Genomic DNA, 13,025 nt, shown 5'->3' on the forward strand with positions numbered 1-13,025 from the left:
TGCAGGCATTTTCATCAGGGCTTATAGTCAGTCCTAAATAAAATAAGTACAAATATCATAAAGTGCTACTGGTATAAATTTTTCTTTCTTTAAACAAGGAAATAGTAGCGTTTAGGTTTTATTGCTAGTCAATGAAACCTAAACGCTGTTCAATTTGCTTCGCCAATTCAATCAGTACAGCACTGACCTCAGCACGCTTGGACTCATATTCTGCTTGTAAAAAGCTGACTGCCATACCCGCAACCGCATTGCCCGACGCATTGCGTATGTAAGTCCCTAAGCAATACATACCATCACGCAATTGCCCATCATCCAGTGAAATACGGCTCTGCTGTATGGCAGCAATTTCATCCGCTAAAGTTTCGAAGTTGCTAACTCCGTTAGGTGTCATTGGCTCTGGAAAGATACCTTCATAAAGTGATTTGATATTATGCATGGGCAAGGTTGAAAGCATAGCTTTGCCCGTAGCAGAAAATACTGCTGGTACGCGCACACCAGCACGGAAAGTAAAACCAAGCGGAGCTGGTGCTTCATGACATGCTAAAAAAACCACTTCGCCCAAATCCATTTTGGACAAGGTGACGGTATGCTGTAACAGGATAGGATATTGCATGATAAGGTCTTTAAATAACTGCACCACCCCTTGCTGTTGCTCGTATTTACCCGCCCAATATAGCAAGTAAGAACCTAAGTGAAAGCGTCCTTCGCTATCCTTATAGATGACATGCTTGGTAAGTAAGCTTTGCAAAATATTATGCGTTGAGCTACGTGGTAGCTTTAACTCTTTTGCAATATAAGCTGCCGTTAAGGGCTGCTGGCTTGCCGTGATTAAATCCAGAATTTGAAACGTTTTGTCTAGAGCAGGAACGGCGCTGGTACTCATAAGTTGCCTATTAAAATGTCAGTTAAACAATAAAAATAAAAAATATGTTCGAGAACTATCAAAATAACGGTTGCAAAGACTATCGCATCGTTCTTATAATGATGTCTCATATATGGAATAGTTGTTCAGTATATTGAACACTACATATATTATCAATCATTATTACTGACTGCTCATGCCAATTTTTCATTGGTTCAATAGCTGTTTAAAAAGACAAGCTTATGCCAACGTTAGATAGCTTTATAAATAAGTAATAGCGACAAACATGGAGTGTTACGATGCTAAAGACGACCCTAAATCTCTCAAACCCAGATTTGATTAAACAGCAGTGTCTTATCAAAGACGGATGGCACGCTGCCAATGATGATGCCACTATTGAAGTGAGCAATCCATTCAACGGCGATGTTATCGGTACGGTGCCAAGCTTGACGACCGCTGATGTCAATGATGCTGTTACTTACTCTCACGAAGCTCAAATCACTTGGGCCGCCAAAACCCCACAAGAACGCGCGCAGCTGCTGCAAAAATGGGCAGATCTTATCGATGCCAACAAAGAAGATTTGGCCATTATCATGACCGCCGAGCAGGGCAAGCCTTTGGCTGAATCACGCGGCGAGATTGGTTATGCCAATAGCTTTATCCGCTGGTTTGCAGAAGAAGGCAAGCGTGTTTATGGTGATGTCATTCCTGCAACCAACTCGCAATTACGCTATGTGGTATTAAAACAGCCGGTTGGCGTTTGTGCTGCCATCACGCCTTGGAACTTTCCAGCGGCGATGATCACGCGTAAAGCAGCTCCTGCACTAGCAGCAGGCTGTACTATCATTATCAAACCTGCGACTGAAACGCCATTTTCTGCCTTAGCACTCGGTGCATTGGCTGAGCAAGCAGGTATTCCTGCCGGCGTTATCCAAGTTGTGACCGGTAAATCATCTGTTATCGGCGATATTCTTACCGGCGATGCTCGCATTCACAAACTATCATTCACGGGTTCTACCGAAGTCGGTCGCACCTTAATGGCGCAGTGTGCTCCAACGATTAAAAAGCTGTCATTAGAGCTTGGCGGCAATGCACCGTTTATCGTTTTTGATGATGCCGATCTTGAAAAAGCTGCTGAAGGTCTAATCGCCTCTAAATACCGTAACGCCGGTCAAACCTGTGTCTGTGCCAACCGCGTTTATGTTCAAGACAGCATTAAAGATGAATTCTTAGATATCTTTATCAAAAAAGTCGCTGAGCTAAAAGTCGGTAATGGCATGGAAGAAGGGGTCAACGTTGGTCCTTTGATTAATGAAAAAGCCTTACAAAAAGTACAAGCGCTACTAAAAGATGCGCTAGACAAAGGCGCAACCCTGATTGCTGGTGGCAGTACGAATAATGCGTCAGCCCTTGCTTACAACCCAACTGTCATCACCGATATCAGCGCTGATATGGATATTGCCAGCGAAGAGATATTTGGTCCTATCGCGCCAGTCTTTACTTTCTCATCTGAAGAAGAAGTTATTCGCGCAGCCAACGACACTATCTACGGTCTAGCAGCTTATTTTTATAGTAGCGATTATGCGCGTGCTTGGCGTGTGACCGAAGGTCTTGAATATGGCATGGTTGGACATAATACGGGCATGCTCTCAACAGAAGTAGCACCATTTGGCGGTGTCAAACAATCTGGTTTTGGTCGTGAAGGTTCAAAATACGGCATCGAAGAATATGTTGTGACCAAATACTGGTGTTCTGACGTCAGCTAAGCTTTTAAGTTTTATTTTCTATTTTAATGGTCACACATTCAATTGTCACATAGCACGAAACGGGATTCAGTACTATGAATCCCAACTGTAATTCACTCTATAAACCGCCATCACTTCACTGGCATCTACGTAAAAAGAAAGAAAAGGACATTCTTATGACTACCAATCAATCATTACTTGCACGCCGTAAAGCGGTATTACCAACCGGACTGGGTGTGGCTTTTCCTATCTTTGCCGAAAAAGCAAAAAACTCAGAAGTTTGGGATATTGAAGGCAATCGTTATATCGATTTCGTTGGCGGCATCTCAGTACTAAATACCGGTCACAGTCATCCAAAAATCACGCAGCGTGTGCATGAGCAGCTAGACAAATTCACCCATACTGCTGCGCAAATGATTAACTATGAATGCTATGTCGATCTTGCCGAAAAACTGTGTGAAAAAGCGCCTATCAGTGGCGACACAAAGGCATTCTTCTTGACCACTGGTGCAGAAGCGGTTGAAAACTGTATCAAAATTGCTCGTGCAAAAACCCGTCGTCCAGGCGTGATTTCTTTCGTTGGCGGTTGGCATGGCCGCACGCTTATGTGCATGAGCTTGACTGGTAAAGTATTGCCATACAAAAAGAACTTTGGTCCGATGCCAGGGCCTGTATTCCATGCACTATTCCCATGCGATGAGCTGAATGTTACTGAAGAACAAGCATTGCATAGCCTTGAGATGATTTTCCAAGCGGATATCGATCCTAGTGAAGTGGCGGCGATGATTATCGAGCCAGTACAAGGTGAGGGTGGCTTCCATCAAGTCACGCCATCATTTGCTAAGTCTTTACGCGATATCTGTGATGAGCACGGCATTGTCCTAATCTTTGATGAAGTACAGTGTGGTTTTGCGCGTACGGGTACGTTGTTTGCCTGTGAACAATTGGGCGTTGAGCCAGATCTTATGACCAGTGCTAAGAGCTTGGCAGGTGGTTATCCTATTTCTGCCGTTATTGGTCGTGCCGATATTATGGATGCCCCGCAAGTAGGTGGCTTGGGTGGTACTTATGCTGGCAACCCACTTGCTTGTGTAGCCGCTTTAGCAGTCATCGAAGTCATCGAAGAGGAAAACCTACTTGAGCGTAGTATTGAAATTGGCGACAAAATTGAGTCATTTTTAAAGGGCTTAAACTTAAGTAGTATCGGACATATTCGCCATAAAGGCGCCATGCTCGCGTTTGAATTAATCGATAGTGATGGTAAGCCTGACGTTGAAGCGACGACTAACCTAAAAGCGAAATCATTTGAGCAAGGTTTGTTACTAGCATCTTGCGGTATGCATGGCAATGCCATTCGTGTGATGGTGCCATTGACGGTTGAAGATGAAGTGCTACAAGAAGGTCTTGATATCATCAAAGGTATTTTGACTGCCTAAGTATTTGATAGCTTAAAGGATAACAAGTGCTAAAGGTTAGGCTGTGTTTATAGTCAAATCCTAAGCAGTGTTGGTACAACGGCGCCTTGCAAGTCAAGACGCCGTTGTTGTCTCCGCTATCGAGATATTAAAAATACTATCGAGCTTCTCGGCTGAGAAGTATGGAAAGATAAACATGAGGGGCAATGCCCTGTTAAATAAAACCCTGTTATATAAAATACAGTGTCACTCTAAGTGTAATGAAAAAAGATTCACACGGATGAAGCACGGACAAGGAGCAAGTTATGTCTGAATTAAAAAAATCGTTAGGGACGCTAGATGTTATCGCCTTAGCATTTGGTGCAATGGTCGGTTGGGGTTGGGTCGTCTTGGCGGGCGGTTGGATTTTATCTGCTGGTACTTGGGGTGCGATGTTGGCATTCTTTATAGGTGGGCTGGCAGTGATACTGATTGGTGTGACTTATGCTGAGCTTGCGGCATCGATGCCCATCACTGGTGGTGAGCATACTTATACGCATCGAGCGCTGGGAGTAAATGTCTCCTTTATCTGTTCATGGAGTATCCTATTTGGTTACTTCTCTGTGGTCGCGTTTGAGGCGGTCGCTTTGCCTACAGTTGTAGAATATTTTATTCCTAATTATAATCAAGGTTATCTCTGGACCATTGCTGGATGGGATGTTTATGCCACATGGGTAGGGGTTGGGATGCTAGGCTCCGTCATTGTAACGTGGCTAAATATACGCGGTATGGAAGTCAGTGCATGGTTCCAAAAAACTGCAGTACTAGGTATTTTATTCGTCGGAACCTTGCTATTTATTGGTGCAGTGCTTTATAACCCTGAAACCTCTACAGCAATACAATCGCCAGCCTTCATTGGTGGTGTCGGTGGCATGATGGCCGTCATTGTCATGGTGCCCTTTATGTTCGTGGGTTTTGACGTTATTCCACAAGCGGCAGAAGAGATTGATTTAACTCGTCCTAATATCGGTAAGTTTTTGATTATCTCTATCGTCGTTGCGGTGATGTGGTATGTGGGTATCGCTTGGAGCGTGGGCACGACGTTGCCGCTTGTACAAGCAGAAAGCTCAACCTTAGCCACAGCTGATGCCATGACCAATGCTTGGCAAGGCAAATGGGCAGGTATTTTACTGGTTATCGGCGGTGTACTGGGTATTTTATCAAGCTGGAATGCGTTCTTAATTGGTGGTAGTCGTCTACTTTATGCGATGTCAAAAGCGCGCATGTTGCCAGCTTTTTTAGGTAAGTTACATCCAAAATACAATACACCTTCGAATGCGATTCTCCTCATTGGTGGTTTAGCAACGCTAGCACCTTTATTTGGTCGCAAGATGTTGGTTTGGATCGTTGATGCTGGTGGTTTTGGTATCGTCATTGCCTATACCTGTGTTGCTATTTCATTCTTGGTACTACGCTACCGCGAGCCTGATATGGTACGTCCCTTTAAGATACCAGCAGGTAAGCTTGTCGGTATGATAACGATTGCGCTTAGCTTTGGTTTATTGATGCTATATATGCCAGGTATGCCATCAGCACTGACTGCTGTTGAGTGGTGGATTTTCTTTGGCTGGACCGTCTTAGGTATTGTGTTATATAGCTATGCAAGGATTAAATATCCAGGTATTAGTGAATCGATTATGGCAGAAGAGCTACGTGAATTAAAAATCGTCAATCAATTATGGTTAAAAGATAATCCACCTAAGCAATAGTTTTTTCGATGGGTTATTTTTTAATAAAATTGTCCTATAAAAAAAGCCTAACATTGACTGTTAGGCTTTTTATTATTCTAAAAATCGCTCTGTCGATTACGACTTATCGCGAATCAACTTATAGTTTAAAAATTCAGTAATGCCAAGGGTACCAAGCTCTCGACCAAAACCTGAGCGCTTCACACCGCCAAATGGGGTATTGGCTTCACTACCAGACGGGGCGTTGATCGTTACCATACCGACTTCAAGCTTATCAGCTATCTGAGTCGCCAACTCTGCATCTTGCGTTTGAATAGAAGCGCCAAGTCCAAATGGTACATCATTGGCAATTTGAATCGCATGATCGACATCACGCGCTTTATAAATGACAGCAACTGGACCAAATAGCTCCTGACGATAGACGTCCATGGATTCATCAACGTCTGTCAGTACCGCAGGCTTAAACCAAGCGCCCGGCTTGTCTTTCACCATACCGCCTTCTACCAATACAGTTGCCCCTGCTTGAATGGCGCTGTCGAGCTGCTCTTGTAAGTTTGTTGCTGCTGCTTTAGAGGACATCGGTCCGATAAAGGTGCCATCATCAAGTGGATCAGCCAAGCTCATATCACGTACGGCATCAGTAAAGCCTTTGACGAAATCATCATAAACTGACTCAATGACGATTAGGCGTTTGGCGGCATTACAGGCTTGGCCAGTATTACCAAAACGACCAGAGATAGCGCCTTGTACCGCTTTTCCGATATCAGCGTCAGCTGCAACGATGAAGGCATCTGAACCGCCAAGCTCTAGCACGACTTTTTTGAGGGCGCCGCCTGCTACTTTAGCAACCGCTTGTCCAGCTCGTTCAGAGCCAGTTAAGGAGATACCTTGTACCCTGCTGTCTTCAATAATAGTCGCTGCTTGTTCATTGGTTGCAAACACATTGTTATAGACACCCTCTGGCAAGCCTGCGTCTTTAAAGATATCGACGATAACTTCTGCCGTCTTAGGGCATTGCGGCGCGTGTTTTAAGATAAGGGTATTGCCTGCCATAAAGTTTGGTGCGGCAAAACGTGCAACCTGATAATGCGGATAGTTCCATGGCATGATACCCAACAGGACACCAACAGGTAGCTTCTCTACAGAGGCAGACCCTGTATCGACATCAATTTTATTGGGCGCTAATAGCTGCTCTGCATTATCGGCATAGTAACGAAAGATATCAGCAACCAATCCAATCTCGCCTTTTGCTTGCGCGACAGGCTTACCCATCTCTGTTGCTACGATACGTGCAAGCTCTTCTTTACGCTCAAGATAGAGATCAGCAATTTTATGCAGTAGCTTACTACGCTCACTTAGCGATACTGTGCGCCAGTCTTGATAGGCTGTGTCAGCTTGCTCAATCACTCTTTGGATATCTTGTTCAGTTGCTGTAGGGTAAGTGGCTTCTACTTCACCAGTAGCTGGGTTATTAACTTGATAATCGCTCATAGTTATGTCCTTTATTGTAAAATATTATTGGGTTCAAAATCCATTTGGGTCTATATTTTTATGCGGGTGCTTTTAGTTAATGCTTTCAGTTGCTGCTTTTAATTAATGGTTTTGGTTGCTGCTGCGTAATGCAATGAATATTGCCGCCACCAAACACAATCTCTTTCGTTTGTACTCCCACTACCTGATGCTGAGGAAAGGCTTTTTCAAGCTGCTCGATGGCGAGTGCATCATTTATATCATCATATTGCGGTACGATGATAGCGTCATTACAAATCAAAAAGTTGGCATATGAGGCAATACAGACATCACCCGTTAGGCGTGTTTTGGCATCATCAGATTGTTCAATATCATAATGTTCAGGCAAGGTGACAGAGTTCTTGGTACAGCATAGCTTATGGACTTTTAAACGTCTGCCTTTTGCATCGGTCATATTTGAGAGCTGCTCATAGGCTTTTTGTGTTGGTTCATAAAACGGATGCTTAGGGTCGTCAGTAAACAAGCAAACCACTTCACCAGGGCGCGCAAAGCAAGCGATATCATCAATATGACCAGTGGTTTCGTCAGGATCGATACCGTCATCAATCCACAGCACTTTTTGTACATTAAGATAAGCTTTTAGCTTGTCTTCAATTTGAGCTTCGGTTAGGTGCGGGTTACGCCCTGGGCTTAGCAGACACATGCGCGTAGTCAGAACGGTGCCTTCACCATCGACATGAAATGCACCGCCTTCCATCACAAAGTCATCCGTTCGATAGCGTTTGATATCTAGATGGTCACATAAGCGTTCAGCCAGCTTATCATCGTCATCCCACGGCGAGTATAGTCCATCATAGTCGCCGCCCCATGCGTTGAATGTCCAATCACAAGCGCGTAGCTCACCTTTATCATTGATTAAAAATGTCGGGACAGTATCACGCGCCCAAGCATCATTGCTAGGCATGGCGATAACGTCGATATTAGCAGGTAGACTATCGCGGCATGATTGGTAATCATCAGGATTGACCAGTACGCCAACCTCACAAAAGCCACTGATTGCCAATGCGACATCAGCATAAGATTTCTGAGCAGGAATGGCTTGCTGTCGCCAGTTATCAGCACGGTAAGGCCATACCATCCATATTTTTTCTATAGGCTCAAATTCTGCTGGCATGTAAAAGCCGTCTTGTTGTGGTGTTGAGCCAGTGATTAATCGGTTCGGTAATAATGACATATAGAGCACTTTATTTGACGACTTTTTTTAGCGATGAGTGGAAAGAGCCTAAAGCTCGAGTAGTGGTTACGCCAAAAGATTTGATAGAGCTGAGTGAGCCGAGCAGTAGAGTGTCTCTAAAGCAGGTATATAACTGTAGCACCACCAAGAATCTGGGTTTTTTGATCGAGACTTATCAGCCCAACAGCTCAACGGAAGAAAAAATTGCTCATGAAGGTGAAGAAATCGGTACCGTCATCGAAGGTAAAGTGTTGATTCGTATTGAAGAGACAACCTACTTATTAAATGAAGATGACAGTTATGTGATCGATACGATTAAGCCGCATACTTTTATCAATCCTACTGACGGCGTGACTCGTATCATTAGTGCGCATACGCCAACGACTTACTGAACAAAAATCAGCATAAGCTTTTATACAGTGATAGGTTCATATATTAATGTATTTTCAAAAGCGTATGGTTATTGAACATACAGGATTGCCTTTTACTCACGCTATTTTCTATTAAAAAGTAGCGTTTTTTGTATGTGTCTTTGAAGCAAGCTGATAAGAGGAAAGTTAATAATAGATAGGCAAGCAGTCAAATTAGAAATGATGCCAATTAAGCATCGTTTGGCTCTTCTGTTACTTTAGTACTATAAGATGTGTTGGGTTTGTCTTTGACCAACCTGACTTTATTGGCTGTTTTTTTATTAACGATGGGCTCAGAAGTCACGCCAAAGACTTTTTTGTGTCTTCTTACGGCTAAAGCATCCGCTGCGGCTTTTTCTTCTGCTAATGCCTGCTCATGCAGATTTTTATAGACGCCTATTGTCTCATCAATCATCTCACGCATGGTAAATTTGTTGGTCATCTCAGGGCGAGTCACACTTTCTAACTGATTGCGCACCGCTTTGCACAGTGCGTTGGCATTGTATTTTCTAACCAAACCTTGCGGATAGAGTGGGCGCAGAATTTCACTAAATGCCGCTTGATCCCAGCCAATGACAGGCGTACCCAAATGAATGGCTTGTAAGGCATTGATACCGATAGATTCAGGCTGATTGGCAAGTGCCATGACGACATTGGCCGCTGACAACCACTCACGCATATCATTACGTTTGCTGCCGACATAAGTGATACGATCGGCTAGTCCCAAAGTATTGCTGCGTTGACGAAAATCTTCATGGGCGACATCGCCCGCGCGATAATCATCATCCATAATAATGGCATGGATATTGGGGAACTGCTCTTGAAGATTGCCCAAGATATCAATCAGCCATTCTTGGCCATATTCCTTACCGATGATGGTTGGAAATACCAGCCATTTTTTATTCTCAAGCTCAGGGTATTCAGCAAAAGTATGACGTAGCCAATATACTGATGGATTATGACGATAAGGATAACGACGCGTATCAACACCGCGGTAGATACGTTTAATGACTCTGGGATCCAGCTCCTCACGACGCAGCCCTTTTTTTAAGTAATCAGTCACACTATCAGACACAGTAATAATGGTGTGAACATCAAGCAAGGCTTGTGAGTATTTATTGATAGGATAGAAGCCATACATGGTCGATACCAGTTTTGGTCGACGTTTTACCCGTGCACGGCGCAGCGCTAAATGCAGTACCCATGCTGGTGTCCGCGAATGCACATGGATGATATCAGGGTCATATTTTTCAATCAGACGGCGCAGTGGCGCGACCTGTAACAAGGACAGCCAAGATTTTTTATTCATATATAACTGGTGATAATGGTTGCCATCACGCTTTAGGCGTCTGACCAAGTCGTTGTCTTCATTAGCACTAGAGATAATAATTGAGGTATGCTCGTTTTTAACCAAAGCACGCCCAAGATGAAAAATACCGCGCTCGGATTCATCATGCTTCAAAGACGACAGTAAACGCATAACTTTCATAATGGCGTGGGTCACTATTAGAAGATATCAAGCTGCTATTGTCAGTGAAAAGTGCTGAAAACTCAACCTCCAAGATAAAAAGATAGCATGGGACGATGACTATTATTTGTCTTCAATAAATACAGGTAATATAAATGAAAGCATTCAAGACATTAGCGCTGTTTTTTGAGGTGCTGCGCATTTGGCAGGACTTGCTTTTCACTCAAGTATTTCCAATAGCGCTGCGGTAAGTATTGCTTGTGCAAACGTGGATTTTTACGCTCTTTGATATTGACGTTGGTAAAATAGCCTTGCCAAAAACGCTGATAACGTTGCTCATCTTCGCTATGAATGCTGGCAGGATTGCGCAGTACTGCCTCATCAAACTCAGTAATGGTTTGCAGGGCTGCGGGGCGCTTGGGCGTGCTTTGACTTTTGTTATAATAAATACCATAGCCACGCGCCAAATCATAAATTGCCCAATGCTGATCTTGATAACGCTGACGAAAATGCTCTCCGATTAAAGGCAAAACATTAAAATCCGGCTCAACACGGGCAAAGTAAATGTCTTCAACTGTATGCTCAAAGCGTACAAAGGCTTCCATGCGGTGTTTTTCACGACCGACAGACTTGACCGTTTGCACGAGTTCTAAAACATTGAGATTACCCAAATCATCCATGATATGGCGACTTGGGTAGTTAATAGCATATTTCACTACTTGAAATAGAGTAGTGCCTATATTGTCTTTTTCTGACAAAAAACCCCAAAGTAAATTGCGCATACCCGAGCGACCTAGGAGTTGATTCAACTTCGTAAGTACTCGTTCGGCATGGTTGGCATTGGTCTCTACACTAATGGCGTGAGCGAATAATGACGGCACATAACAGTCCTGCGCAATAAGCTGTAGCGATGTATCGTCCTGTAAGTGATTGGAATAGACGTAAAATACTGCACTGAGCCACCCCTCAAAACTTGGCTCATAAAGTACAATACTGGGCGTCAATTGACCCAGCTGGTAATTTTGGTTTTTGACAAGTTCTGACAGTGATTGCGACATTATTTGTCCTAAGATAACTTCATGATAGTAGCTAAATTATCAATAATTTTGATATTTAAAACAAAGCCAACTGTCCACTGCGTTGATCTTTAAATTTCGTCTGCGTTTGCGCCAGCACATATTGACGAAAGTTGTCACAGGTTAAGTGTGCGAGATGCTCGTTTTTACCAGTAGTTGCAATGAAGTATTTGGCGCGATTGACCGCCGCGCCCATTTTCTTCAAGTGATAAAGTGTGAGCTGATTAAACTTGCGGGCTTTGACTATTTTTTTAGCCGTTTTTGTACCGATACCGGGAATACGGACAATCATCTCATAACTTGCTGTTTGGATATTGACCGGAAAATGATCACGGTGGCGGATTGCCCATGCTAACTTTGGGTCGCAGTCCAAATCTAAAAATGGCGAGTCCGGTTCAACGATTTCGTGCGCGCCAAAACCATAAAAACGCATCAGCCAATCCGCTTGATAGAGACGGTTTTCGCGTATCATTGGCACAGGCGTACCGATAGCTGGCAGGCGACTGTCAGATAGCATTGGCACATAGCCAGAATAGTAAACTCGTTTTAAATCATAGTGTTTATAAAAATGACTCGATAGCTGAATCACTTGCAAGTCGGTCTCGTTACTTGCGCCAACAATCATCTGGCTAGTCTGACCTGCAGGCACAAATTTCGGCGCTTTTTTATGCGTTTTACGGCTCTCACGAATGGTGATGATTTCTTCTTTGACCGTCTCCATCGGTGCTTTTAATTGTTCGTGAGATTTTTCTGGTGCCAGTAACGCCAATCCTGATTTAGTCGGAATTTCGATATTGACGCTTAAACGGTCAGCATATAATCCAGCTTCTAATAATAATTCTTTTGAAGCTCCGGGAATGGTCTTTAGATGAATATAACCATTAAAACGCTCACGGGTACGCAATATCTTTGCAACCTCGACCAATCGCTCCATCGTATAATCGCCACTTTTAAAAATACCTGAGCTGAGAAACAGCCCTTCGATATAGTTACGGCGGTAAAACTGCATAGTTAAATCAACCACTTCTTCAACACTAAAAGCAGCGCGCGGGGTGTCATTGCTTTTACGCGAGGTGCAATAAGCGCAATCATATATGCAATGATTGGTCAGCAGGATTTTCAGCAGGCTAACGCAGCGACCATCTTCGGTATAGCTGTGACAAATACCGGTTGCTGAGGCATCGCCAAGGCCACCGCCTTGGTTTTTCCGCGTACCAGCGGAGGATGAGCAAGAGACATCATACTTAGCAGCGTCCGCTAAAATATTGAGCTTACCTTGTAGTCGTTCATAATTGATGGTTGCCATAAGCGGTATTTACCATGTCAGTAATGAAAGACTATTTTAGCAAAATTATCGGTAAGTCATTGTATTTATGAGTAAAATATCAATGATAGACGACAACTGTTGTCGTCTATTCTGGAGCTGCACTATACGATTATAAAAGCGATTAAATTTGAAGTAATATAGTCAGTGAAAAGTAATATCGATACATTGAGTACTGTTAGTATTAATTTTGCTTTCTTTCTTTCTTGCTTGCTGTGCCTAGGCAGACAGAGACTGCAAAAAATTTATACTAGCAGTACCGTAGCGTTTTTAAGGTATTTTACTATGGTTTAT

The 13,025-nt window shown here is 43.4% G+C and carries 10 protein-coding genes; 4 read left to right on the plus strand and 6 right to left on the minus strand.

From position 1 onward, the window contains the following. Positions 1 to 124: 124 nt before the first annotated feature. Positions 125 to 883 (minus strand): IclR family transcriptional regulator, encoded by a 759-nt coding sequence (locus tag PCRYO_RS04240; RefSeq protein WP_011513163.1) that lies wholly within the window; start codon positions 881 to 883, stop codon positions 125 to 127. 278 nt (positions 884 to 1,161) lie between these two features. Between PCRYO_RS04240 and PCRYO_RS04245 the strand changes: the two genes are divergently transcribed. The 3 genes from PCRYO_RS04245 to PCRYO_RS04255 all read left to right on the plus strand — a co-directional run bounded on the left by PCRYO_RS04245 (position 1,162) and on the right by PCRYO_RS04255 (position 5,770). Further along, on the plus strand, positions 1,162 to 2,628 hold the full coding sequence (locus PCRYO_RS04245) for an NAD-dependent succinate-semialdehyde dehydrogenase (protein WP_011513164.1): 1,467 nt from the start codon (positions 1,162 to 1,164) through the stop codon (positions 2,626 to 2,628). A gap of 155 nt (positions 2,629 to 2,783) precedes the next feature. After that, positions 2,784 to 4,043 (plus strand): 4-aminobutyrate--2-oxoglutarate transaminase, encoded by a 1,260-nt coding sequence (gabT, locus tag PCRYO_RS04250; RefSeq protein WP_041753023.1) that lies wholly within the window; start codon positions 2,784 to 2,786, stop codon positions 4,041 to 4,043. 284 nt (positions 4,044 to 4,327) lie between these two features. Beyond that, complete coding sequence (locus tag PCRYO_RS04255; protein WP_011513166.1) at positions 4,328 to 5,770, plus strand: APC family permease; 1,443 nt, start codon at positions 4,328 to 4,330, stop codon at positions 5,768 to 5,770. A gap of 96 nt (positions 5,771 to 5,866) precedes the next feature. On the opposite strand, the gene PCRYO_RS04260 is transcribed toward PCRYO_RS04255, so the two are convergent. Together PCRYO_RS04260 and aguA are read right to left on the minus strand one after the other, a co-directional pair. Further along, the gene (locus PCRYO_RS04260; protein ID WP_011513167.1) at positions 5,867 to 7,240 is read right to left on the minus strand and encodes an NAD-dependent succinate-semialdehyde dehydrogenase; all 1,374 of its coding nucleotides are present in this window, start codon (positions 7,238 to 7,240) and stop codon (positions 5,867 to 5,869) included. Positions 7,241 to 7,325: 85 nt separating this feature from the next. Continuing rightward, the gene (aguA, locus tag PCRYO_RS04265; RefSeq protein ID WP_041753026.1) at positions 7,326 to 8,453 is read right to left on the minus strand and encodes an agmatine deiminase; all 1,128 of its coding nucleotides are present in this window, start codon (positions 8,451 to 8,453) and stop codon (positions 7,326 to 7,328) included. A gap of 14 nt (positions 8,454 to 8,467) precedes the next feature. On the opposite strand from aguA, the gene PCRYO_RS04270 reads away from it, so the two are divergent. Continuing rightward, the gene (locus PCRYO_RS04270; protein ID WP_226939334.1) at positions 8,468 to 8,845 is read left to right on the plus strand and encodes a cupin domain-containing protein; all 378 of its coding nucleotides are present in this window, start codon (positions 8,468 to 8,470) and stop codon (positions 8,843 to 8,845) included. A 208-nt stretch (positions 8,846 to 9,053) separates the two neighbouring features. On the opposite strand, the gene PCRYO_RS04275 is transcribed toward PCRYO_RS04270, so the two are convergent. The 3 genes from PCRYO_RS04275 to PCRYO_RS04285 all read right to left on the minus strand — a co-directional run bounded on the left by PCRYO_RS04275 (position 9,054) and on the right by PCRYO_RS04285 (position 12,713). After that, positions 9,054 to 10,352: a glycosyltransferase gene (locus PCRYO_RS04275; protein WP_011513170.1), complete on the minus strand. Its 1,299-nt coding sequence runs from the start codon at positions 10,350 to 10,352 to the stop codon at positions 9,054 to 9,056. A 152-nt stretch (positions 10,353 to 10,504) separates the two neighbouring features. Next, entirely contained in the window at positions 10,505 to 11,389 is an 885-nt protein-coding gene (locus PCRYO_RS04280) for a TIGR03915 family putative DNA repair protein (protein WP_011513171.1), read from the minus strand. A gap of 55 nt (positions 11,390 to 11,444) precedes the next feature. Beyond that, positions 11,445 to 12,713 carry a putative DNA modification/repair radical SAM protein gene (locus tag PCRYO_RS04285; RefSeq protein ID WP_011513172.1) on the minus strand — a complete coding sequence of 423 codons (1,269 nt, stop codon included), beginning with the start codon at positions 12,711 to 12,713 and terminating at the stop codon, positions 11,445 to 11,447. Positions 12,714 to 13,025: the final 312 nt, after the last annotated feature.

The organism is Psychrobacter cryohalolentis K5 (genome assembly GCF_000013905.1).
GTDB lineage: Bacteria > Pseudomonadota > Gammaproteobacteria > Pseudomonadales > Moraxellaceae > Psychrobacter > Psychrobacter cryohalolentis.

Coding starts and splice junctions, on each gene's coding strand:
- PCRYO_RS04240 (WP_011513163.1), bottom strand. CDS start 883: ATGAGTACCAGCGCCGTTCCTGCTCTAGACAAAACGTTTCAAATTCTG.
- PCRYO_RS04245 (WP_011513164.1), top strand. CDS start 1,162: ATGCTAAAGACGACCCTAAATCTCTCAAACCCAGATTTGATTAAACAG.
- gabT (WP_041753023.1), top strand. CDS start 2,784: ATGACTACCAATCAATCATTACTTGCACGCCGTAAAGCGGTATTACCA.
- PCRYO_RS04255 (WP_011513166.1), top strand. CDS start 4,328: ATGTCTGAATTAAAAAAATCGTTAGGGACGCTAGATGTTATCGCCTTA.
- PCRYO_RS04260 (WP_011513167.1), bottom strand. CDS start 7,240: ATGAGCGATTATCAAGTTAATAACCCAGCTACTGGTGAAGTAGAAGCC.
- aguA (WP_041753026.1), bottom strand. CDS start 8,453: ATGTCATTATTACCGAACCGATTAATCACTGGCTCAACACCACAACAA.
- PCRYO_RS04275 (WP_011513170.1), bottom strand. CDS start 10,352: ATGAAAGTTATGCGTTTACTGTCGTCTTTGAAGCATGATGAATCCGAG.
- PCRYO_RS04280 (WP_011513171.1), bottom strand. CDS start 11,389: ATGTCGCAATCACTGTCAGAACTTGTCAAAAACCAAAATTACCAGCTG.
- PCRYO_RS04285 (WP_011513172.1), bottom strand. CDS start 12,713: ATGGCAACCATCAATTATGAACGACTACAAGGTAAGCTCAATATTTTA.